23 protein-coding genes are annotated in these 22,868 nt (G+C 60.7%); 12 read left to right on the top strand and 11 right to left on the bottom strand.

Going from position 1 to position 22,868, the window contains the following annotated elements; genetic code table 11:
* Positions 1-36 precede the first annotated feature (36 nt).
* Both EDE09_RS02510 and EDE09_RS02505 read right to left on the bottom strand, forming a co-directional pair.
* On the bottom strand, positions 37-351 hold the full coding sequence (locus EDE09_RS02510) for a hypothetical protein (protein ID WP_105374098.1): 315 nt from the start codon (positions 349-351) through the stop codon (positions 37-39).
* A gap of 131 nt (positions 352-482) precedes the next feature.
* Positions 483-1,529, bottom strand: a complete 1,047-nt coding sequence (locus tag EDE09_RS02505) for a helix-turn-helix domain-containing protein (protein WP_207914803.1) — start codon at positions 1,527-1,529, stop codon at positions 483-485.
* A gap of 128 nt (positions 1,530-1,657) precedes the next feature.
* Between EDE09_RS02505 and EDE09_RS02500 the strand changes: the two genes are divergently transcribed.
* Positions 1,658-2,752, top strand: coding sequence for a methyltransferase domain-containing protein (locus EDE09_RS02500; RefSeq protein ID WP_132408678.1), 1,095 nt, complete (start codon positions 1,658-1,660; stop codon positions 2,750-2,752).
* Positions 2,753-2,908: 156 nt separating this feature from the next.
* Positions 2,909-3,358, top strand: a complete 450-nt coding sequence (locus EDE09_RS02495; protein WP_105374095.1) for a DoxX family protein — start codon at positions 2,909-2,911, stop codon at positions 3,356-3,358.
* A gap of 64 nt (positions 3,359-3,422) precedes the next feature.
* Here the strand turns inward: EDE09_RS02495 and EDE09_RS02490 are convergent, their stop codons facing one another.
* The 4 genes from EDE09_RS02490 to hisS all read right to left on the bottom strand — a co-directional run bounded on the left by EDE09_RS02490 (position 3,423) and on the right by hisS (position 7,394).
* A complete protein-coding gene (locus EDE09_RS02490) occupies positions 3,423-3,827 on the bottom strand; it encodes a GFA family protein (RefSeq protein ID WP_132408676.1) in 405 nt (134 codons plus the stop codon).
* A 19-nt stretch (positions 3,828-3,846) separates the two neighbouring features.
* Positions 3,847-4,545: an ATP phosphoribosyltransferase gene (gene hisG, locus EDE09_RS02485; RefSeq protein ID WP_132408674.1), complete on the bottom strand. Its 699-nt coding sequence runs from the start codon at positions 4,543-4,545 to the stop codon at positions 3,847-3,849.
* The gene (locus EDE09_RS02480; RefSeq protein ID WP_112801397.1) at positions 4,545-5,663 is read right to left on the bottom strand and encodes an ATP phosphoribosyltransferase regulatory subunit; all 1,119 of its coding nucleotides are present in this window, start codon (positions 5,661-5,663) and stop codon (positions 4,545-4,547) included. Before EDE09_RS02480 ends, hisG begins: the two co-directional genes overlap by 1 nt.
* A gap of 204 nt (positions 5,664-5,867) precedes the next feature.
* Positions 5,868-7,394 (bottom strand): histidine--tRNA ligase, encoded by a 1,527-nt coding sequence (gene hisS / locus EDE09_RS02475; protein ID WP_132408672.1) that lies wholly within the window; start codon positions 7,392-7,394, stop codon positions 5,868-5,870.
* Positions 7,395-7,585: 191 nt separating this feature from the next.
* On the opposite strand from hisS, the gene EDE09_RS02470 reads away from it, so the two are divergent.
* Positions 7,586-8,290: an HAD family hydrolase gene (locus tag EDE09_RS02470; protein WP_105374091.1), complete on the top strand. Its 705-nt coding sequence runs from the start codon at positions 7,586-7,588 to the stop codon at positions 8,288-8,290.
* Here EDE09_RS02470 and EDE09_RS02465 read toward each other — a convergent pair.
* On the bottom strand, positions 8,277-8,906 hold the full coding sequence (locus tag EDE09_RS02465) for a DNA-3-methyladenine glycosylase I (protein ID WP_132408670.1): 630 nt from the start codon (positions 8,904-8,906) through the stop codon (positions 8,277-8,279). The two genes, EDE09_RS02470 and EDE09_RS02465, sit on opposite strands and share 14 nt — an antisense overlap.
* Before the next feature lie 223 nt (positions 8,907-9,129).
* Here EDE09_RS02465 and EDE09_RS02460 point away from each other — a divergent pair, with 223 nt between their 5' ends.
* From EDE09_RS02460 to EDE09_RS02450, 3 genes are all read left to right on the top strand, one after another.
* A complete protein-coding gene (locus EDE09_RS02460) occupies positions 9,130-9,894 on the top strand; it encodes a L,D-transpeptidase (protein WP_132408668.1) in 765 nt (254 codons plus the stop codon).
* Between the two features lie 145 nt (positions 9,895-10,039).
* On the top strand, positions 10,040-10,732 hold the full coding sequence (locus EDE09_RS02455) for a L,D-transpeptidase (RefSeq protein ID WP_105374089.1): 693 nt from the start codon (positions 10,040-10,042) through the stop codon (positions 10,730-10,732).
* 181 nt (positions 10,733-10,913) lie between these two features.
* Entirely contained in the window at positions 10,914-11,627 is a 714-nt protein-coding gene (locus EDE09_RS02450) for an outer membrane beta-barrel protein (protein ID WP_112801678.1), read from the top strand.
* A 55-nt stretch (positions 11,628-11,682) separates the two neighbouring features.
* Here EDE09_RS02450 and glcF read toward each other — a convergent pair whose 3' ends face one another.
* The 3 genes from glcF to EDE09_RS02435 are packed head-to-tail and all read right to left on the bottom strand — an operon-like array spanning position 11,683 to position 15,628.
* Positions 11,683-12,987, bottom strand: a complete 1,305-nt coding sequence (gene glcF / locus EDE09_RS02445; RefSeq protein WP_132408666.1) for a glycolate oxidase subunit GlcF — start codon at positions 12,985-12,987, stop codon at positions 11,683-11,685.
* Positions 12,987-14,192, bottom strand: coding sequence for an FAD-binding protein (locus EDE09_RS02440; protein WP_132408664.1), 1,206 nt, complete (start codon positions 14,190-14,192; stop codon positions 12,987-12,989). The genes glcF and EDE09_RS02440 overlap by 1 nt, the downstream gene beginning before the upstream one ends.
* A complete protein-coding gene (locus tag EDE09_RS02435) occupies positions 14,189-15,628 on the bottom strand; it encodes an FAD-linked oxidase C-terminal domain-containing protein (RefSeq protein WP_132408662.1) in 1,440 nt (479 codons plus the stop codon). Before EDE09_RS02435 ends, EDE09_RS02440 begins: the two co-directional genes overlap by 4 nt.
* A gap of 290 nt (positions 15,629-15,918) precedes the next feature.
* On the opposite strand from EDE09_RS02435, the gene EDE09_RS02430 reads away from it, so the two are divergent.
* From EDE09_RS02430 to EDE09_RS02410, 5 genes are all read left to right on the top strand, one after another.
* The gene (locus tag EDE09_RS02430; protein WP_132408660.1) at positions 15,919-16,425 is read left to right on the top strand and encodes an NUDIX hydrolase; all 507 of its coding nucleotides are present in this window, start codon (positions 15,919-15,921) and stop codon (positions 16,423-16,425) included.
* A 128-nt stretch (positions 16,426-16,553) separates the two neighbouring features.
* A complete protein-coding gene (locus EDE09_RS02425) occupies positions 16,554-18,059 on the top strand; it encodes an inorganic phosphate transporter (protein WP_112801382.1) in 1,506 nt (501 codons plus the stop codon).
* 12 nt (positions 18,060-18,071) lie between these two features.
* Positions 18,072-18,809, top strand: coding sequence for a 16S rRNA (uracil(1498)-N(3))-methyltransferase (locus EDE09_RS02420; RefSeq protein WP_112801380.1), 738 nt, complete (start codon positions 18,072-18,074; stop codon positions 18,807-18,809).
* 136 nt (positions 18,810-18,945) lie between these two features.
* On the top strand, positions 18,946-20,319 hold the full coding sequence (locus EDE09_RS02415; protein ID WP_132408658.1) for a glutamate--cysteine ligase: 1,374 nt from the start codon (positions 18,946-18,948) through the stop codon (positions 20,317-20,319).
* A gap of 86 nt (positions 20,320-20,405) precedes the next feature.
* A complete protein-coding gene (locus EDE09_RS02410) occupies positions 20,406-21,302 on the top strand; it encodes a DUF937 domain-containing protein (RefSeq protein WP_132408656.1) in 897 nt (298 codons plus the stop codon).
* A 77-nt stretch (positions 21,303-21,379) separates the two neighbouring features.
* Here EDE09_RS02410 and EDE09_RS02405 read toward each other — a convergent pair whose 3' ends face one another.
* A complete protein-coding gene (locus EDE09_RS02405; protein ID WP_105374080.1) occupies positions 21,380-21,679 on the bottom strand; it encodes a DUF1127 domain-containing protein in 300 nt (99 codons plus the stop codon).
* 194 nt (positions 21,680-21,873) lie between these two features.
* On the opposite strand from EDE09_RS02405, the gene EDE09_RS02400 reads away from it, so the two are divergent.
* Positions 21,874-22,824, top strand: coding sequence for a LysR substrate-binding domain-containing protein (locus EDE09_RS02400; protein ID WP_105374079.1), 951 nt, complete (start codon positions 21,874-21,876; stop codon positions 22,822-22,824).
* Positions 22,825-22,868: the final 44 nt, after the last annotated feature.

Genomic DNA, 22,868 nt, shown 5'->3' with positions numbered 1-22,868 from the left:
ACCCAGGCCGGGCAGTCAGCGGGCTTGACCAGCACCCTAGTAGAGATCCCGTCCATTGTTGGACTTGCGGTAGATATTGCGAGAGGCCCTATCCTGCATACGCTCGATCCGCTGCCGCTCCCGATAGGAGACGTAGCCGTCACGGGAAGCCCGCCACTGCGCCCGGTCGATCCGCTGCTGCTGGCGGGAGAGATTGCGCAGCTCCTGCGGTGTCAGTTCGCCGCGCGCCATGCCGCGATAGATGCGATACTCCTGACGGTATTCCCGTCCCTCGCTGCGGTAGGTCTGGGCCAGGCCCGGGACGCTCGAGGCGACCAGAATGGCAAGAGCACTGACGATGATCTTCTTCATCACATACCTCCTTTCGGGGAAAATTTGCTTCGAAAACAGCTGCATCCTGATGATCCAACGATGAACCAAGGCTGAAGGTTGCGTTCAGGAAGGCTGGGAAGATGTGACGCCGGAAGCTTGCCGGTTCGGGATCAGGCCAACCGTTCGCGCCTCGATGCCCGAAGCTCCGGCGGCGGCATGCTCCGCCTGCGATAGTCCGACGGAGTGAGGCCAACCAATTTACGGAACAGTCTGCGGAAGCTTGCCGGCTCTACATAACCCACCTCGGCCGCAACGTTGTCGAGCGACATATCGGAGGTTTCGAGTATCTGCTTTGCCTCCTCCATACGAAGCGTCTGGATATATTCAAGCGGAGACTGGCCGGTCGCGGCGCGGAAACGTCTCAGGAAACTGCGCTCCGTCAGACCGCTCCGTGCCGCCATTTCTGCCACCGGATTCGGACGCGGGTAATTTTCGGCCGCCCAAATCTGCGCGGCGGCGATCAATCGGTCTTCGTGCTGGCGCCCCACGGTGAGGGAGGCGAAAGGCAATTGCCCTTCGCTATGCCATTGCAACAAAAAGATCTTCGCAATGCGCCGCGCCTCCTCAGAGCTGACGAAACGGCCGATCAGATAAAGGAGGAGGTCGTGCCAGGACGATGCGCCACCGGCACTGATGATACGGTGGCCCTCGCCTGCGGGAATGAGGATACGCTCACGCCGCACGCGGACCTTTGGATAGCGGGCGGACATCTGGCTCGCGTAACCCCAGTGGGTGGCAGCGTCCTTCCCGTCCAGCAGGCCGGCTTCCGCGAGGAGCAGCGAGCCGGAACAGACCGAACAGATGATAGCTCCCGTCTGATAAGCGGCGCGGATCCAGTCCACCACCGCATTGTAGGAATTGGGATAGGGCTGAGTGAGATCGACAATGATATCCGGTACGATGACGATATCGGGTGCGGGTCGATCGCTCAAAGCACCGTGCGGAGTGACGATCACGCCGTTCGGTCCAAGAAAGGGCTCGCCATCGAGCGACAGCATCATCGGCGAGAATGCGGGCGGCAGCGGTGTACGGCCGTGCAGCAATTCCCAGTCCCGACCGACCGATGAGAGAACATCCACCATCATGATCATGCCGGTGGCCGTCATCTCCGGAAGGCTCACGATCACCGTCTCGATCGGTTTTTGTCCCGAATCCATGTCCCGCATGTCCGTTCTGGATCGCTTCCGCCTGAAACGAACCTATCAGACACCCTTCTCTCCGCATAGAGATCGCAATCAGGCGGACGTCGAAAGCAGGCCCGTCCAATCAACTCGGGAGAGAGACAATGACCATCAACACCGCACTCGCGGGAACGCAAAACACATTCAATGAGGCCAAGGCGGAAGCCTTTGCCGGGCAGATTATCGGCGCGCTCAACAGCGCCTCGCTCGTGCTCATGACCTCGATCGGCCACCGTACCGGCCTCTTCGACGTTCTTGCCGGCACGCCGTCCACCACAGTCGCCAATCTTGCCCAGAAGGCAAACCTGGCCGAGCGCTATGTGCGCGAATGGCTCTCTGTGCTGGCCACCACAGGCGTTGTAGACTATGAACCGGCCACGAAAACCTTCACACTTCCGGCTGAACATTCCGCCTTTCTGACCCGGGCAGCAACACCGAACAACATTGCCGTCGAGGCACAATTTCTTGGCGTTGCCTTCGAAGTGGAAGAGGAAATCATTCAGCGCTTCCGCGACGGCAAGGGCCTGCACTACCATCACTATGGGCGTTTTCACGAGGTGATGGCGGAATCGAGCCACCAATCCGTCGTCTGCTCGCTCAACGAACACATCCTTCCGCTCATCCCTGGCATTCTTGCCAGATTGAGGAGTGGTATCCTGGTGGCGGACGTCGGCTGCGGCCAGGGCCTGGCGCTTCTAAAGCTCGCCGAGGCGTTTCCGGCCAGTCGTTTCATCGGCTACGACTTATGCGCGGACGCCTTCCAGCAGGCTCAGAAGACGGCGATCGAGAAGAAGCTGACCAATCTCACCTTCGTAAAAAAAGATCTTTCGACGGCAACATCTCTCGGCACCTACGACCTGATACTTGCCTTCGACGCCGTGCACGACCAGAAAGACCCTCAAGGCCTGCTCGATACGGTGCGGAACTCGCTTGCCGAGGACGGAGTGTTCCTGATGCAGGACATAGGCGGGTCCAGCTATCTTGAAAAAAACACGGACGTGCCGCTTGCTCCCTTCCTCTATATGATGTCGACCATGCACTGCACTCCGGTTTCGCTCGGCCAAGGCGGAGCCGGGCTCGGTACGATGTGGGGCGTGGAAATGGCGGAAGGGATGTTGAAGAAGGCCGGTTTTTCAACAATCGATCTGAACCGGCTGCCCCATGATATCGTCAATGCCTATTTCATCGCCCGGCCATGAAAGGGAGACAAGAGCGCGCGGTCGCTCTTGTCGTTCACTCTCCGTAGACAAAGCGTCTATGATTGTTCATCTTCCGGACACGATCAAAAAAGGGCAAATAACCGGTCAGCAAATTCAAACCGTCTGTCGACCACAGACCACTGATCGGAGATCGAAATGTCCGCCACTTCTACCAATTCCCTGCTTCTCGTCAGCCGCCTCCTCCTGTCCGGCATGTTCGTCATGTCCGGCTTCCAGAAGCTCGTCGATCCGTCCGGCACGGCCGGCATGATCACCGGCGCCGGCCTTCCCGCCGCCACTTTGCTCGCCTATGCCGCGGGCGTCTTCGAACTTGTTGCAGGTCTTGCAGTGCTGACCGGCTTCCAGACCCGCATCGCGGCGCTGCTACTGGCCGGCTTTTCACTCTTTACCGGACTGGTCTTCCATTCTGGCGCCATCGCCATCCCCGGCTTTCCGGATGCCGCAAACGGCCTGCTCAGCCTCTTCAATAGCCTGATGATGATGAAGAACATCACGATTGCAGGCGGCTTCCTGGCACTCGCAGCCTTCGGCGCCGGCGCCTACTCGATCGACGCCCGCCGCGGTTCTGTCGCAATCGCTGCCTAAACTTTTCGAGTTCCCTGCCTTTGACTTGATCCGCCGGACATCCGTCCGGCGGATTTTTTTAGGTTCAATCCGTCTCGCGCGCCGGCAATTCTGCCAGCTCGGAGAGCCACGGTGCAGCCGAACGGCACCAGACCTGGCGCTGGGGCTTCAGTTCCATCCGTTGATCGATGCTTCCCCAGCGGATACCCCAGATTTTTGCGGCCTCCCCCTCACCGTTGACGAAAAGTTGCGAGCCGCATTCCGGACAGAAATACTGGAGGCGGCCCCGGCCGCTTTCGGCCGTCTTGCGATATTGCTTCGGGGGATTGCCGGTGAGTTTGAAGTCGCCTTCCGGCACGACGGCGGTGACCCGGAAGGGCGAGCCCGTGAGCTGCTGGCAGTCGGTGCAGTGGCAGATGGAGACCCTTTGCGGGTCAAGTTCGGCTTCGTAGGTCACATGCCCGCAATGGCATCTGCCGGTGATATGCATCGATCTTTCTCCTCATCAATCAGAGGGCCGCGCGCACTGCCTCCATGATCCTTGAAACCCTCTGGTCATCATCGTGCGCCGACTTGCGCGCCCGCACCAGGCAGGCTTCGGATTTCAGGATCACCCCGTCCGACAGGATCTTCAAGTGGTTTGCCCTGAGCGTCGAGCCGGTCGAGGTGATATCAACGATGATATCCGCCTGCCCCGCAGCCGGCGCGCCCTCCGTGGCGCCCAGGCTTTCGACGATGCGGTAAAGCTGGATGCCATGCTGCGACGAGAAGAATTGCTGCGTCAGCCGCCAGTATTTCGTGGCGATCTGCAGCCGTCTGCCGTGGCGGGCGCGGAAATCGGCCGCCACATCGCCAAGATCGGCCATGGTTTCCACATCGAGCCAGATTTCAGGCACCGCGACGACGACATCCGCCTGGCCGAAGCCGAGGCGGGCGCAGAATTCTACCTTCTGGTCGGCGCCGGCCATGCCCTCGCGAACGAGGTCTTCTCCCGTGACGCCGAAGTCGACTGCGCCGTTGGCAAGCTCGCGGGCGATCTCCGAGGCCGACAGATAGGTGATTTCGACACTCTCGATGCCGTCGATCCGTCCCCGGTAAGACCGGTCGTTGCCGACTGCAGAAATGCCGAGGCCGGCCCGTTCGAAGATCGCCGCGGTGTCTTCCTTGATGCGGCCCTTAGACGGCAGGGCAATCGTAAGGACGCTCATTATTTTGCCCTCGCCGCTTCAATTCTATCGAGCCAGAGCGAAAAGCCGACGGCCGGGATTCGCTCCTTCGCTCCGAGAAGGGTTAGCAGCCGGTCGAAACGGCCGCCCCCGGCGAGCACCGCAGATGAACCACTTACCGTTACCTCGAAGACGAGGCCGGTGTAGTAGTCGAGCGGCCGGCCAAAGGCAGCGCGATAGGTCATGGCGGAAACATCGGCTCCGGCATTGGCAAGCGCTGCCAGCCGCGCGTCGAAGAGCGCGATCGCTGGCCCGAGCTTCAGATCCGCGGCGTCGGCAAACCCGGCCAGAGCCGCCGGCGCCTCCGCCAGCGGAAGCCGCAGTGTCAGGAATTCCCGCAGCAGCAACAGCGCGCCACCATCGAGCCGTGTTTCGGCAAGCTCCAGTTTCTCCTTCAGCCGTCTTGCGATCTCGGCCGGCGACCGGCTCGCATTGGTCGAATAGCCGGTCTCCTGCATCGTGCGGTCGATCCGTGCGATGAGCTCGGCCTCGTCGCCGGACGCGACGAGTTCCGCCACCTCCGGATCGAGCCCCGTTACCGGCTGCGGTCGGGCAAGCCGATCCAGCAGAGCCTCCAAATGCACCATGTCCCCGAAGGCGTGGATCAGCCGCTTCTGCCAGCCGAGCGGCAGGCCGAGCGCCCGGACGACCGCCTCGAACACGGCCTGGTCACCGAGCGTCAGCTCCAGCTTCCCGCCGGGCAGGAGCGCCCCCAGAATGCCTGTCGCATCGATGATGGCACGCGCGTCGGCACGGGCGATGTCCTTGTCGCCGAGGTCTTCAATGCCGGCCTGGTAGAATTCATGCGCGCCCTCGCGGCGCTGGCGGAACACCTCGCCGAGATAGGAATAACGCTTCGGCGTGCCGGTTGCGGTCTCGATGTGGCGCAGGCAGACCGGAATGGTGAATTCCGGACGCAGGCAGAGATTGGCGCCGGTTTCACTTTCGGTCAGAAAGATGCGCCGGCGCAGATCCTCGCCCGCCATGTCGAGGAACGGTTCGGCCGGCTGGATAACCGGCGTATTGACCCGCTCGGTACGGCGGGCGGCGAATTCATTGAGGAGGTCCGTCGAGAAATCGGGCATGTCGATCAGGGGCATGGGGTTGCTCCCGCTGTGCCACGAAGCACCCCTCTGCCCTGCCGGGCATCTCCCCCTTGGGTGGGAAGATCACAAGCCGCACGATCGCCGCTTCCAAAGCGACGCTGCGGAGATCGGGACGTCAGAGAGGAAATGAGAAGCTGGCCTCCAGCCAATCCCCCCCCTTGAGGGGGAGATGTCCGGTAGGACAGAGGGGGGTAAGCCTTACGCATTGCCCGCCCTTTTCCGATCCTCCGCCTGGGCTGCCAGGATTTCCTTCACCTTGGCGACGAGATCGGCCTCGGCAACGGTATCCTGCGCCACCCGCGCCTCCCGCCAGGTGGCATTGTCCTCGATCTCGCCGGAAAGCCGCTTGCCTTCGATCAGGTCCTTCAACTGCACAACGCCCTGCGCCCGTTCGTCGCCGCCCTGGATGATGGCGATCGGGCAACCGCGGCGATCGGCATATTTCAGCTGGTTGCCGAATTTCTTCCAGTTGCCCTGATACATTTCGGCACGAATGCCTTCGTTGCGCAACATCTGCGTGAAGCGCTGGTAGCGGCCCATGCTCTGGACATCGCCGTCCATGACGGTGACGAGAACCGGCGCGAGAACTTCGTCCTGGCCGAGCTTGCCAAGGTTTTTTAGCGCCGTCATCAGGCGCGAGACACCGATCGAAAAACCCGTCGCCGGCACCGGCTGGCCCATGAAACGCGATACCAGGCCATCATACCGCCCACCGCCGCCGACCGAACCGAAGACGACCTTTTCCCCTTTTTCATTGGTGACGTCGAAGAGGAGCTCGGCTTCGAAGACGGGGCCGGTGTAATATTCGAGGCCGCGGACGACGGAAGGATCGATCTTGATGCGGTCGTCGGTATAGCCAGCCCCCAGGCATAAGCCTTGGATGACATTCAATTCATCCATACCAACCCACGCCAAATCAGCTCCGCCGGATTGGAAGAGATTCTTAAGTGTTGCGCTCCAGTCAACCGCAGACGCACCTTCGATGAACTTAGTGACGAAGGCGATCTGCTCAGCATCGAGTCCCGCACCCTTGGTGAAGTCACCGCTCTCATCGTTGCGGCCCGGTCCAAGCAGCAATTTCACGCCATCGACGCCAAACTTGTCGAGCTTGTCGATGGCCCGCAACACGCTGAGCCGCCGACCCGCATTCTCATCGCCACCAAGCCCGATGGCCTCCATCACACCATCCAGAACCTTACGGTTGTTCACCCGGATCACATAATCACCGCGTTTGATGCCGAGCGCTTCCATCGTGTCGGCCATCATCATGCACATCTCGGCATCGGCCTGGACGCCTGGGGCGCCGACGGTATCGGCGTCGAACTGCATGAACTGGCGGAAACGGCCGGGACCCGGCTTCTCGTTGCGGAAGACGTAACCGGCGCGATAGGTGCGGAACGGCAGCTGGATCTCGTTGAAATTTTCCGCGACGTGGCGGGCGAGCGGCGCGGTCAGGTCGTAGCGCAGGCTCATCCACTGGTCGTCGTCATCCTGCAGCGAAAAGACGCCCTCGTTCGGGCGGTCGCTGTCCGGCAGGAACTTTCCGAGCGCGTCGGTATATTCGAATAGCGGCGTCTCGACCGGGTCGAAGCCGTAGCGCTCGTAGACCTCGCGGATTTTTGCGATCATCTCGTTGGTGGCATGGATATCGGCAGCGGAACGGTCGACGAAGCCGCGCGGCAGGCGGGCCCTCAATTTCTGCGGTTTCTTTTGCTTGTCGCTCATGATCGGATTCCATTGCCTGCGGCCTGAAGAGGCCGGATTTGTGTGCGGTTTCTTAGAGGATAGAGGCCGGAGCGGCAAGGGCAGCGGCGGGCGAAGAATCGTTGCGGGCGGCATGACAATCCATCTCTGGCGGCGTCCCGCTTGTCCGCCGTTCCGCGATCCTCCATATGAACGGTTGGAGGAAGTTTGACATGCGCCCGATTACTGCGATCGGTTTCGATGCCGACGATACGCTCTGGCAGAACGAGCAATATTACCGTCTGACGGAAGAGCATTTCCAGACACTGCTCGGGGATTATGCCGAGGGTACGCATATTGCAGAGCGTCTTCTGGAAGCCGAAAAGCGCAATCTTGCCCACTATGGTTTCGGCATCAAAGGCTTCACCCTGTCGATGATCGAGACGGCAATCGAGATCACCGACGGTAAGGTGCCGAGCAAGACGATCGGCCAGATTCTCGATATCGGCCGCGACCTTCTTCGCCACCCTGTGGAAACCCTGCCGCATGTCGAAGAGACATTGGAGGCCCTCAACGGCGAATATCTTCTGGTGCTGATTACCAAGGGCGATCTCTTCGACCAGGAGCGGAAGCTGGCGCAATCAGGGTTGGGCGACTATTTCGACGCGATCGAGATCGTCAGCGACAAGAGCGCCACGGTCTATCGGCGCATCTTCTCGAAACTGGCCGACGGCCCCGAACGGGCCATGATGGTCGGCAATTCCCTGAAGTCCGATATCGTCCCTGCAATAGCCGCTGGAAGCTACGGCGTCTTTGTGCCGCATGCGCTCACCTGGGTCCTGGAGCATGTGGACGCGCCGACCGACGCGCCGCGCTTTCGTCAGATCGAGAATCTCGGCGACCTGCACCAGGTTCTGCTCGAGATCACGGGCGTTTGAACCTCAACCGCAATTCATCGACCTCCTGTCGGCAAAAACAACCGTCGAGATGATCGTTGACGAGACCCATCGCCTGCATGAAGGCGTAGACCGTGGTCGGGCCGACGAAGGTCCAGCCCCTTTTCTTCAAAGTCTTGGAGAGCCGCACCGAGACCGGCGTGGTCGGATTGGCGCGCAGCGTCGCCAGATCCATCATTTCCGGACGCTCATGTGTTCCCGGCTCGAAGCTCCAGAAGAATTTTGCCAAAGATCCGAATTCGTCCCGCAATTCCCGTGCCCGGCCGGCATTGTTGATGGTGGAGACGATCTTGCCGCGATGGCGGATGATGCCGGTGTCGGCCAGCAGGCGGGCGACATCCTCTTCTCCGAACTCGGCCACCTTGTCGAAGTCGAAACCGGCAAAGGCGGCGCGAAAATTCTCGCGCTTGCGCAGGATCGTCAGCCAGGACAGTCCCGACTGGAACCCTTCGAGACAGATCTTCTCGAAAAGCCTAAAGTCATCCGTCACAGGCCGGCCCCATTCCTCGTCATGATAACGACGATAGTCCTCCAGGCCGCCGTGCCAGAAGCAGCGCCCCTTGCCATCATCACCGATGATGATTCCTGCCTTTTCCATCCCAAACCCCGATTCTTAACAGCGTTTGCCGCCCCTTTAGCACTGGTCAACCATGTTTCAAAACCGAGCGGTAACCCTGCCAAAAGGTTTATAGGCAAGATGCGTTTTCGTGTTCCACCCGTTTACCATTCGCTTTCACCTCGCGCTCACCATGCCGTCAACGCGCGTGCCGCCCTCGTCTTGGGATGGCGCCCGTCGGTGATTGTAACGAGTGGATCCGACCATGACGAAAACCCTGTTTCTGGCGCTTGGCCTTGCGGCCGCCTTTTCCAGCGCCGCCCTCGCAAACGACCGCTACCGCGAACGCCCGCCGGTCATCGTCAGCCCAGACCTTGCCGCTCCTTGGGTGATGCAGCTTGCCGGGCCGAATGCCCGGCCGGTCGTTTATCCCCGGCAGGTCGCTCAGCCTCGTGTCATCCACCGTCAGCGCGAATACCAGCAGCCACGCGCGGTCCAGCGACGCGGCATCTTCGGAGAGAGCCGGGTGGAACCCGCTGCAGTCCGGCCGACCAGGCCGGTCCGTAGCCAGATCGAACCGCAGTTCCTGCCTCAGACGGTGGCCTACGATACTTCGGAACGGCCGGGCACCATCATCATCGACACCAATAACCGCTTCCTCTATCTGGTAATGGGCGATGGCCAAGCCCGCCGCTACGGAGTGGGCGTCGGCAAACCGGGCTTCGAATGGGCCGGCGAACATCGGATCACCCGAAAGGCGGAATGGCCGAACTGGACGCCTCCGAAGGAAATGATCGCCCGCGAAGCCGCCAAGGGCCACTACCTGCCGGCGCGCATGGACGGCGGGCCGGAAAATCCACTCGGCGCCCGCGCCATGTATCTCGGCTCGACGCTTTACCGCATTCACGGCACCAACGCTCCCTGGACGATCGGCAGCGCGGTGTCTTCCGGCTGCATCCGCATGCGCAACGAAGACGTGGTGGATCTCTACGAGCGGGTAAATATCGGCACAAAAGTCGTGGTCATGTGATCCGTTTACTTCAAAGTGAGGCGGCGGCGACACAGTCCCGCCGTCTTTTGACCTTCACATCTTCTTTATTAGCCATGTACAGTCTTGCTTTGCCGCCGGAGTCAGCTAGCTTCCCGCCATTCTGAAATTGAGAAGGACTGCGGGAATGAGGAGAGGCATGACCGTCGCGATGGCCATGGGGATGGCTGGCGCGATTTTTCTGACGGCCGGAAACGCAGGCGCGTTCACCACGGCCGCATCGCAAATCGAACGTCCGGCAAGCGACGTCACACTTGTGGCCCAGCCCCGGGAAGTACCCGAGAAATACAAGCGCCGCATGGTGCGTTTCTCGACGAGCGAAAAACCCGGCACGATCATCGTCGATACCGACAACAAGTTCCTCTACTACATCGAAGGCCCGAACCGTGCGACGCGCTACGGTATCGGCGTCGGTCGCGAGGGCTTCGGCTGGTCCGGCATCGTCAATGTCGGCCGCAAGGAGGAATGGCCGTCCTGGAGGCCGCCGGCGGAAATGCGAGCGCGCGAAGCCCGCAACGGCCGTATCCTGCCGGTCGTACAGGAAGGCGGCATCGACAATCCGCTCGGTGCCCGGGCGCTCTATCTCTATAAGGGCGGGCGCGACACCATCTTCCGCATCCACGGCACCAACCAGCCCTGGACAATCGGTCTCAACATGTCGTCCGGCTGCATCCGCATGATGAACAAGGACGTCGAGCACCTTTACGCCCGTGCCGGCATCGGCTCCAAAGTGGTTGTCATCGGCCCCGGCAACCGTCATGGCAAGGTCGATTACAAGGACCGCGGCATCGATATTTTCGGCACGATCTTCGGCGGATGAGAAGACCATTCCGAATGACAAAAAGGGCGGCGGGAGCTGCCCTTTTTGCCGGTTTACAGTTCATTAACCATAATCGATCTAGCTTCGTAGGCGACTGGTGCAAAAAAGGCACAGACCGACGCAGCATCCGCCGCTAATGTGCACCGCAAAAGCCAATATCCTTTTTCTGCAGGCTGATTCCATGCGCAAGCTTCTTTCTCTTTCCTTAATTTCCACGGCGCTTGCCGCCGGTATTGCATTCACCTCCGCCCATGCCGCCGATCCCACCCAGGCAGAAGCGCCTTATGTCGCTCCGGTCGAGACGGGCGGATGGGAAATCTCCGCTTACGGCGGCTACCAGTTTTCGCCCCACTCGGACATCGAGGTTTCTGACCAGCCCGATTTCACGGCCGGCTGGGATACCAAGCCGTTCCAGATGCCGCCTTACTGGGGCATCCGCGGCACCTATTGGTTTGACGGCGGTGCCCTCTCCAACTGGGGTATCTCGCTCGACTACACCCATGCAAAGGTCTACGCGGACGACGACACCCTGGCTGATGCCGGCTGGTCGCATTTCGAGTTCACCGACGGCATCAACCTGCTGACGTTGAACGCGCTCTACAAGTTCCCGATCGAAGGCAGCAAGTTCACGCCTTACGTCGGTGCCGGTGTCGGTATCAACGTTCCACATGTGGAAGTCACCCGCGCCTCAGGCCGCACATTCGACTATCAGTTCGGCGGCGCGACCCTGCAGGCGCAAGCCGGCGTGAAGTACCAATTCACCGACAACTGGTCGGTCTTTGCCGAATACAAGGGTAATTATTCCTGGGTCGACGTGGACATCGACAGCGGCGCTTCGCTGAAGACCAACATCCTCACCCATGCCGTCAACTTCGGTGTGTCCTACAAGTTCTGAGGCGTTAAACCCTCTCGCAAAAAAGCCGGCGTCACCGCCGGCTTTTTTGTGCCTCTTACCTGGCAGAAAGCTTTTGCGGCTCAGGACCGCCATAGGCCCAATCAAGCAACTCCACGGTGTGGAGGATGGGGATGGCGGTGCCCGTGGCGATCTGGGTGATGCAGCCGATATTCCCTGTCGCGATCACATCCGGCTTGGTCGCCTCGATATTCCTGACCTTGCGAGCCTTGAGTTGGCCGGAAATCTCCGGCTGCAGGATGTTGTAGGTCCCTGCGGAGCCACAGCAGAGATGCCCTTCAGCCGGATCGCGGACGGTGAAGCCGGCCACCTTCAACAGATTCTTCGGCGCAAGCGTGATCTTCTGGCCGTGCTGCATCGAACAGGCCGAGTGATAGGCAACGTTGAGGCGTTTCGGCTCCAGCTTCGGCAGATCGAGAACCGATAGATATTCGGTGATATCCTTGGCGAGCGCGGAGACCTTTGCCGCCTTTTCCGCATAGGCCGGATCGAGGCGCAACATGTGCCCATAGTCCTTGATGGTGGTGCCGCAGCCCGATGCGGTGATGATGATGGCATCGAGGCCGCCGTTTTCGATCTCACGGATCCAGACATCGACATTGCGGCGGGCAAAATCCAGCGCTGGCTCCTCGCGGCCCATGTGATGCACCAGCGCGCCGCAACAGCCCTCGCCCTCAGGCACTACCACCTCAATGCCCAGCCGAGACAGGAGTCGCAACGTTGCTTCGTTGATGCCGGGATCCAGCACCGGCTGGGCGCAGCCGGACAGGATCGCCACCCGGCCCCGCCTTTCGGCTTGCGGCGCGCGCGTACCGGGCGTTGCCGCGTCTGAAGGCCTAGCGATGGATGGCGGGGCAAGATCCAGCATGGCGGCGAGCGGCTTCAACGCCGGGACCCGCTTCAGAATCGGCGCGAAGGGGCGACCGAGCTTTGCGAACAGGACGGCGGCGCGGAAGCGCGCCGGATAGGGTAGCACGGCCGCAAGCAGGCCGCGGATCAGCCGATCCATCAACGGGCGCCGATAGGTCTTCTCGATATGAATGCGGGCGTGGTCGACCAGATGCATATAGTCGACGCCAGAAGGACAGGTGGTTACGCAGGCCAGACAGGAAAGACAGCGGTCGATATGGGTGACGACTTCCCCGTCCGCGGGGCGACCATTCTCCAGCATGTCCTTGATGAGATAGATGCGGCCGCGCGGGCTGTCGAGCTCGTTGCCGAGCGTCACGTAGGTCGGACAGGTCGCGGTGCAGAAGCCGCAATGCACGCAGCGACGCAGGATCTTTTCCGATTCGGCCACATGCGGATCGGCAAGCTGTTCAGGTGTGAAGTTGGTCTGCATCAGAGGGCTCCCGCCATCTTGCCCGGGCTGAAGATGCCGGCGGGATCGAGTTTCTGCTTCACGCGCGCCGAGAGCGCCGCAACCGCGTCGGGTTGAGGTTCAAAGGCCGGCGTCACTGCTCGCACCTGTTCCGATGCCCGCATGAGCGTCGCATAGCCACCACCAAGCGCCTTGATGTAACGGCGCAGCAGCTCGGCCTCCGGATCGGCCTCCATGCGCATCCAGATCAGGCCGCCCTGCCAGTCATAGAAGGCATCGACGCCTGCTTCGAGGCGAAGAGCGGCGACCAGCTGATGGCCGATCGACGGCGCGACGGAAACGCGCCACAAGGGTTTCTGAGTGCCGTCGGCATAGGGATGGACGTCGCGGATCTCCCGCCAGAGAGTGACGCTCTTATCCTGGCCTAACCGGGAGACCGGGCCAAAGGCTTTCATGACGGCTGCAAGCTTTTCCGCCCGTACCGCCACCGAAGCGGCAAGCCCTTCGAGACGCAGCACGGTCGCTTCCCCTTCCGGGAGAGCGCCGCCGACAAAGCGGCCCTTGACCGTTTGAGGCAGATGCGCCGCGCCCGATACCTCAACCGGCAGCGCCAGCGCCGATGCCATGGCCCGGGCCGCCGCCGCGTCGTCCAATCCGGAGATGACGATCGTCTCAATCGATTGCGGCACCGGCAGCACCCGGAATGTCACCTCCGTCAAGAAGCCTAGTGTCCCGTGCGAGCCTGCCAGCAGCTTGACCAAATCCAGACCTGTCACGTTCTTCATGACCCGGCCGCCGGCGCGTATCACCTGCCCTTGGCCATTGACGAAGCGGATGCCGAGCAGGCTGTCGCGCGCAGCCCCTGCTACGAACCGCCGGGGACCGGAGACGTTCGCGGCAAAGACGCCGCCGATCGTTGGCTCGCCGGACGTGCCCATGATGCCGCGGTGATCCATTGGCTCGAAGGCCGTCATCTGCCTGTTCGCGGCAAGTGCCGCTTCAATTTCGGCGACCGGCGTGCCGGCTCTTGCGGTCATCACCATTTCGGCGGGCTCGTAGTCGACGATACCGGAGAGCCCGCGGGAGCTCATTGCTTCCGCCCCCTCGACGGGATTGCCGAAACCCACGCGACTATTGCCGCCGCAGAGTGAGAGCCTCGTCCCTTGGGCGGCTGCGTTGCGGATCACGTAAGCTGCGTCCGTCTCGGTATGCGGTATCAACGTCATGCAGCGGGCCGTCCGTCGAGCGGGAAAACCTTGGAGGGATTGAGGATCCAACCCTCATCGAACGCCGAACGCACCGCCATCTGCTGGGCGAGATCGGCATCCGAATACTGATGCCGCATCAGGTCGCGCTTCTCAATTCCGACGCCGTGCTCACCGGTAAGGCAGCCGCCCGCATCGACGCAAAGCTTGAGGATCTCATTGCCCGCCGCTTCGGCCTTGGCCGCGTCTTCCGGATCGTTCGCGTTGAACAGGATCAGCGGATGCATGTTGCCGTCGCCCGCGTGGAAGACATTGGCAACCCGCAGGCCGAAGCTGTCGGTAATCTCGGAAGTCTTCTTCAGCACGTAGGAAAGCTTGCCGAGCGGCACCGTACCATCCATGCAAATATAGTCGGCAATCCGGCCGGTCGCCCCGAAGGCGGATTTACGGCCCTTCCAGATCAGCGCTGCCTCGGTCGCGGACTGGCTTTCGCGGACGGTTTTCACTCCGTGGCGGCGGGCGATCTCGACGACGCTTGCCAATGTCGCTTCCATTTCCGCCTCGGAACCTTCGACCTCGACGATCAGGAGAGCGCCGACATCGAGCGGATAACCCGCATGGGCAAAGGCCTCGCAGATTTCGATCGCCGGCTTGTCCATGAATTCGATCGCGACCGGAATGACGCCTGAGCCGATGATATCGGTCACGCACGCGCCGGCCTCCTCCGAGGTTTCAAAGCCGAAGAGCACCGGGCGCGCGCCTTCCGGCTTGGCGATTAGCCTGACCGTGGCCTCGGTGACAATCCCCAACTGGCCTTCCGAGCCGCAGACAAGGCCAAGCAGATCGTAACCCGCACTGTCCAGGTGCTTGCCACCGAGATCGACGACCGTGCCGTCGACCAGCACCATCTTGACGCCGAGCAGGTTGTTGGTCGTGACACCGTATTTCAGACAGTGTGCACCGCCGGAGTTCATGCCGATATTGCCGCCGATCGTGCAGGCGAGCTGCGAACTCGGGTCCGGTGCGTAGAAGAAGCCGTCGACGCCGACCGCCTCCGAGATATTGAGGTTCGTGACGCCGGCCTGAACCGTCGCCGTGCGGTTGGCATAGTCTACCTCCAGGATGCGCGACATCTTGGAAAGACCGAGCACGATCGCGTCTTCTTGCGGGATCGCGCCGCCGGAAAGCGAAGTGCCCGCGCCACGCGGCACGACAGGAACGCCGTAGCGATGACAATATTTCATGACCGCTGCCACCTGGGCCGTCGTTTTCGGCAGCACCACAGCCAGCGGCAGACGCCGATAGGAGATAAAGGCGTCCGTCTCGAAAGGGACAAGTTCGCGCGCTTCATGAATGACACATTCCGCCGGCAGAAGATCCGTCAGGTCGGCAATGATTGCCGTCCGCCGCGAAAGGACCGCAGGCCGGGGCGGCAAAAACTCTATCGCTTCGGACACCGCAACCTCCCTATATGCCAAAGCCGGCAGTTCCTCGTCATCCGTATTCCACGATCCCGTTACCGCTTCAACGTCCTTGTCGCATTTAGGCGATACCGATTCGCGATACCACAATTGTTGAACAGGTGTGCAAACTACGTATTGACCTGAAACCAAGCCGGGTCACAATTGTTATAGCTCCTGCGAGCTCGTCCAGCCTGATTCTCTAAAAAATGGTTGTGGATGGCTCGTTAAGCTTCACGCAATTCCCATATTAGTAAAATACGAATCACTCGGAGGTACGGCAGAAATTGGGCTTCATGGATCGGGTAAGCAGCAATCTTCGGTTGATGTTGCGGCGGCCACCGCGGCAGCAATACGCAGCGCTGTGTTATCGGTTCAAGAAGAAGCAGGGCCTGCTCGAAGTTCTGGTCGCCACCAGCCGCGACACCGGCCGGTGGGTCATTCCCAAAGGCTGGCCGATGACCGGCAAGAAGGCCCATCAGGTTGCTGAACGCGAGGCCTTCGAAGAAGTCGGCGTCAAAGGTCAGGTCGAGAAGGAGCCCTTGGGCTTTTACCATTACCGCAAGATGCTCGATAACGGCCTGAAGATCCCGGTTCGGGTGCAAGTGCATGCGCTGGAAGTCACCGACTGCCTAAAGAGCTTCCCTGAAAAGGGGTCCCGGACACTGGAATGGGTATCCTGCGAGGAAGCGGCCCTGCGGGTCAACGAACCGGAGTTGAAAATCCTGTTCCTCCAATTCGCGGAGAAAATGCAGCCGCACATTCCCCCACAACCGACCAAGGCTGCGAGCTGATCACTTTGCAATTCGGCAACATTGCCATCGCAACTTTCTGCGACTAAGCGACAAGCCACGATTTTCGCCGCAGGACGGGAAATGGCCGGACGCCATCCTCCGCTTGCTTTTCATTCAGGGACGGAGACATGGGCCAAAAACGGCCGCGCCTGGCGAAGCCGACGCTGGACAAGGATTTGGAGAAATTCTCTTCCGTGGAGGAAGCCGCACGGCAGATGTCGCGCCGGTTTGCGGCGCCGGGAACGGCGGTTCTCTTCATTGTCCTGGTCGGCATCTTCGCAGCGTCCTATGTGACCGGACAGCCCGGCACCTTCCTCGTCATCGCCGCTTCCGGGCTCGCCGCCTATATGGCGATGAATATCGGCGCCAATGACGTAACCAACAATATCGGCGCGGCTGTCGGCGCGCGAGCCATGACGATGACTTTCGGCCTCGGGCTTGCCGCGGTTTTCGAGGTTGCGGGCGCGGTCATCGCCGGCCGAGGCGTCGCCAACACCATTGCCAACGGCATCATGCAGGGCGGCATGATGGTCAGCGCGGACATATTTGTCTGGGCGATGATGGCGGCACTGCTTGCCGCAGCCATCCTCATCAATGTCGCGACCTGGTCCGGCGCACCAATCTCCACCACACATTCGATCGTCGGCGGGGTGATGGGTGCCGGAATAGCGGCCGCAGGCCTTTCCACCATCAAGTGGGGGACGATCGCCGGCATCACCGTAAGCTGGGTCTTTTCGCCGATCCTTGGTGCGGTCATCGCGGCAGCCTTCCTCGCCCTCATCAAAGAAACCATTATTTATCAGGCGGACAAGATCGCCTCGGCGAAGAAGTGGGTGCCGGTACTCATCGGCGTCATGACCGGGGCTTTCGCGGGCTTCCTCTCCCTGGTCGGGCTGGGGCAGCTCGTGGATGTGTCGGTGCCAGTCGCGACGTCGATCACGCTTGCGACCGGCTTCGTCGCCTGGCGGCTTCTTATCCCGATCATCGCAAGGCAGGCGGAAGGGCTTGAAAATCGCAACCAGTCGCTCCGCAAGCTGTTCCGCATTCCGCTCGTTTTCTCAGCTGCCCTGCTCTCGTTTGCGCACGGCGCCAATGACGTCTCGAACGCCATCGGACCGCTCGCGGCTATCGTTTCGGTGGCACAGCAAGGTGCTGCCGCGAATATCCATGTGCCGTTCTGGGAGCTGGTCATCGGGGGCCTCGGGATTTCGCTCGGGCTGCTGCTCTACGGCCCGAAACTCGTAAGGGTCGTGGGCGCCGAAATTACCAAGCTGAACCCGATGCGGGCCTATTGCGTGTCGCTCTCCACCGCGCTGACGGTAATTGTTGCTTCCTGGCTGGGCCTGCCCGTTTCTTCGACGCATATCGCGGTCGGAGCGGTGTTCGGAGTCGGCTTCTTTCGCGAATGGTACACCAGCCACTCAAAGCGCCGCTACGAATACATGCGCATTCGGGCCGGCAAGGAGCTCGACGTGGACGAGCCCTTCGAACGCAACGACGACGAGTTGAAACGACGCTATCTGGTACGCCGTTCGCATTTTCTCAGCATCATCGCCGCCTGGTTGATCACGCTGCCGGCCGCTGCCGCTCTTGCAGCACTGATCGCAACGGCTATGTTCGCCCTGTTCGTCTAACACGGGATATCCATGCGCGCCAATTTCCGGATGCAGAGACTGTTCATCGACGCGCCGCTTGCCCTAGGACAGCGGCATGAGGTGTCCGCAGAACAGTTCAACTACCTCGCCAATGTATTGCGGCTGACGGAAGGAGCGGAAATCCTGGCCTTCAATGGTCGAGACGGCGAATGGAGGGTGAAAGTCACCTTCCCCAGCCGCAAGAAGATCGCGCTTGAAGCGGCTGAACAGACCCGACCACAACCGGCGGCATCCGATCTCCATTACCTCTTCGCACCATTGAAGGTCGGGAGGCTCGATTACCTGGTCCAGAAGGCGGTGGAAATGGGCGCAGGGCTCCTGCAGCCGGTCATGACCCAGCATGTGCAGGGCAAGATCACCAGCCTGGAACGGCTTCAGGCGAACGTCATCGAGGCGGCCGAGCAGTGCGGCATATTGTCGGTGCCGGAGGTCGTGCTGCCGAAGAAGCTCGGCGACCTCTTGGATCGATGGCCCGAGGATCGCCGCATCATCTTCTGTGATGAAGGAGATGAGGGCCAAAATCCATTGCCGGTGCTTTCGGCTGTCCAAGAGAAGAAACTGGCGCTTTTGATCGGTCCGGAGGGCGGGTTTTCCGAAGAAGAAAGGCGCAGCTTGCGCGAACGCCCCTTCGTCACGGCCATCCCGCTCGGCCCGCGGATTCTCAGGGCGGACACGGCAGCAGTCGCCGCCCTTGCGGTCATCCAGGCGACGATCGGCGACTGGCGGTAACGAGGATTGCACGGTTGACACACTGGCTGTGAAATTCTGAAGCTATCTTGAAAGAAATTCACTTGCACCGCACATCAATCCGGTTCAATCAGCCGGACATTCGTCCAGATCAGGCATTCCGCACAGGGTAGTTTCAATGGCGCGTGACACCATCGACCAGACACCGCTTTCTTCGGTGTCCGAGCTTTCCGCCTACCTGGCGAAAGGGCCGCGGCCGAAGGACCAATTCCGCATCGGAACCGAGCACGAGAAATTTGCCTTTTTCCGGGCGGACAACAGCCCGGTCCCGTATTTCGGCGATGCCAGCATCTCCGCGCTGCTCAAGGGCATGCAGGAAAAGCTCGGCTGGGAACCGATCATGGATGGCGAGAACATCATCGGGCTCGGCGAGCAGTCCGGCATGGGCGCTATTTCCATCGAGCCCGGCGGACAGTTCGAACTTTCCGGTGCGCCGCTGGAGACCATCCACGAGACCTGCAGGGAGTCCAACCGGCACTTGGCTGTCCTTAAGGAGATCGCGGAGCCGATGGGCATCCGCTTCCTCGGCATGGGCGGCAGCCCGAAATGGACATTTGCCGAAACTCCGCGTATGCCGAAATCGCGTTACGAGATCATGACGCGCTATATGCCGAAGGTCGGCGCACAGGGTCTCGACATGATGTATCGCACCTGTACGATCCAGGTGAACCTCGACTTCTCCTCGGAAGAGGACATGGCGGCCAAGATGCGGGTCTCCATGAAGCTGCAGTCTATCGCAACCGCGCTTTTTGCCTCGTCGCCCTTTACCGAAGGCAAGCCGAACGGCCTGCTCTCCTGGCGCGGCGACATCTGGCGCGACACCGACAACCAGCGCTCCGGCGTGTTGCCCTTCGTGTTCAATTCGGATTTCGGATTCGAGGATTATGCGAAGTGGGCGCTCGACGTGCCGATGTATTTCGTCGTCCGTGACGGCAAATATCACGACTGCACCCATGTCACCTTCCGCCAATTCATGAACGGCGCGCTGAAGGGCGAGATCAAGGACTGGGAGCCAACGATCGGCGATTGGACAAATCATCTCTCCACCCTGTTTCCGGATGTCCGGCTGAAGCGTTTTCTCGAAATGCGAGGCGCCGACGGCGGACCGTGGCGGCGCATCTGTGCCCTGCCCGCGTTCTGGGTCGGATTGCTTTACGACGATACGGCGCTCGCCAACGCCGAAGCGCTGACCAAGGATTGGACGTTCGAGGATGTCGTCGCCATGCGGAATGCGGTGCCGGCGAAAGGCTTGAAGGCCGAGATCCGCGGCAAGGGCGTGCTGGATGTCGCCCGCGACGCGGTGGCGATTTCCAAGGCCGGCCTGAAAGCGCGAAACCGCCTGAATGGCGAAGGTCAGGACGAAAGCATTTTCCTGCAGCCGCTCGATGAGGTACTCGCCAAGAAGACAACCATGGCGGAAGACATGCTCGCACTCTATCATGGCCGGTGGAACGGCTCCGTGGAACCGGTGTTCGAGGAATATCAGTATTAGGAAATCGAACCGGTTCTAAAAATCGGTTTCCGTCAATCACTTTCCGGATATAGTGTCGTCACACGCAAGCCGGAAAGGATTGGTCCATGGTGCCACTGTTCGATATGATGCTGAGAGCTCAGAACGGCGCAGGCATAGAGGCCATCGCCAAGCAGTTCAACCTGGCGCAGGAACAGGCGACCCAGGCCATGGCGGCTCTGATGCCGGCCTTTTCCTCCGGCCTCAAGCGCACCACCAGCAATCCCTATGACTTCAGCGCTCTCATGAGCAGCATGTTCTCCGGCGCCTATGCAAAATATTTCGAGGACATGACGAAGGCTTTTACGCCGCAAGGCCTGACGGACGGCAATGCGGTGCTCGAAAAACTGTTCGGCTCCAAAGAAGTCTCTCGCGCCATTGCCCAGCAGGCGGAACAGTTCACCGGCATCGGCCAGGAAATATTCAAGAAAATGATGCCGGTTATGGCCGACACGCTGATGGGCGGGCTCTTCAAGCAGATGACCGGGCAGATCTCCGGCGCAAGCGACGCCTTTTCCGCCTCGCCAATGGGCCAGATGACGCAGCAATGGCTGGAAGGCATGGGGTTGCAGCCGAAGGCTGCGCCACAGCAGGCCGCAAATCCGTTCGACAACCCCTTCACGCAGGCGATGCGCTCGATGTGGGGACTGGACAAGGCGGAACAGCCGCAGCCGGCGAGCGGCAATCCGTTTACGGACAATCCGTTCGCCAAGGCCTTTCAGGATATGATGGCCGGCAACTTCAGCGGGCAAGCGGCACCTTCACCGGAAAAGCCCGGCGAAAAACCGGCGTCGGAAGCAAACCCGTATCGCGACGTTCTGAACAATATGTTCGACAGCGGTCTTGAGGTGCAGAAGAACTATCAGAAGAGCATGGAAGCGATCTTCGACAACTATCTGCGCAGCGCTTCCAGTGACAAAGGCGAGCCGGCTCCTGTTCCGCCCGAGACGAAACCTGCCAAATAAAAAAAGCCCGGCGCGGATCGACCGGCCGGGCAAGAGGCAGGGCTATTGGCTATCACCCTGCGGGGAAAACGGTAAAGTCAGCGATTGGCCGGCCTTGCAAAGCGTGTACGAGCCCTCTCGCGAGCCGCGCGCGACAGAAGAAGCGACGGATCGTCCAGAACGCTGGAACGGTCCAGGGCCTTCACCAGATCATGTCGGGTAATCCCGATGTCATTGAGCTGCCTGTCGTCGAGATCATGGAGGCCGTTGGCTGCCAGACGATTGCGAAAAGCACGCCATACGGATTTCGTTCGCTGCACCAGACCCGTCGAGCGGCCTTTCGTGGCCCTCGTTCCATGAAGGAGGTCGAGTTCAGTTCCGCAGTCGGTCGTGCTCATCGGTTTATCCTTTCGCAGGCACGAGAAAGGCCGTCCCTTCCGTGGAGGTCCGCGGAAGGGCTGCCTGGTTGGGCGCCTCAGGGAGAAGGCGGCCCGTCGAACTTGATTTGCGATCTCGTTATGCTGAAAATCTATTGATCAGTCCAACGAATGTTCCTAATGATTAGCATCAAACCTTCTGATGGATCATCGCCATGTCTGCTCCACTCGACATCGACCAATTGCATACCTTCCTCGCGATCGTGGATACCGGCAGCTTCACCAAGGCTGCAGACCGGGTCTTCAAGACTCAGTCGGCGGTCTCCATGCAGATGCGCCGGCTCGAGGAAAGGATCGGCAAGCAGCTTTTTGCCAAGGATGGCCGTGGCAACCGGCTAACCGCCGAAGGCGAAAAGCTGTTGAATTATGCGCGGCGTATCATCCGACTGAACAACGAGGCGATCGCAGCCTTCGACGACAACCGGCTTGAAGGAACGCTTCGCATCGGTACACCGGACGATTATGCGGACCGGTACATGCCGGAGATCATCGGCCGCTTTGCAAAGACCCATCCAAACGTCGAGCTCTATATCGTGTGCGAGAACTCCGCGAGCCTCGCGGAAAAGATGGCGCGTGGCGAACTCGACATTGCGCTTGTCACCCACAATCCCCGCCAGCGGATTTCCGACGTGGTGCGGACTGAGCCACTCTGCTGGGTCGGTTCGGCCAACCATCCATTGAAGGACGATGCGCCGGTACCGCTTGCAGTCGGCCGGCGCGACTGCCTGTGGCGGCAGCTTGCCTGCTCCGCGCTTGACGCCGATGGGCGGGAATATCAGGTTCTGTTCACAAGCTGGTCTTCGACCGTGGTCGCGGCTGCGGTGCTGGCGGGCATGGCGGTTTCGGTACTGCCGGAATCGGCGTTACGGACGGGAATGAAGGTGCTTACGGCATCCGACGGTTTCCCGCCGCTGCCACCGGTGCAGATCGGGCTCATGAAGCGCCCGGGCCTGTCGCCCTCGCTGATGAACGCCATCACCGATCACATCACCGCCTGCCTCGACAACATTTCGCCCACCGTCATTCCCGACGACCTGGATGGCGAGGTAAAAGCCTTTCAGCGCATTGGACGAAGCCGCGCCGCTCAAGTCATGCCCGGTTGGTAAAATCATCGGGCTTGAAAGCCGGGGCAAGACCCCGGCTTTTTATT

Source organism: Neorhizobium sp. S3-V5DH (assembly GCF_004343065.1).
In the GTDB taxonomy this organism is placed as follows: domain Bacteria; phylum Pseudomonadota; class Alphaproteobacteria; order Rhizobiales; family Rhizobiaceae; genus Neorhizobium; species Neorhizobium huautlense.
This window is presented reverse-complemented; position numbering and strand designations above follow the sequence as displayed.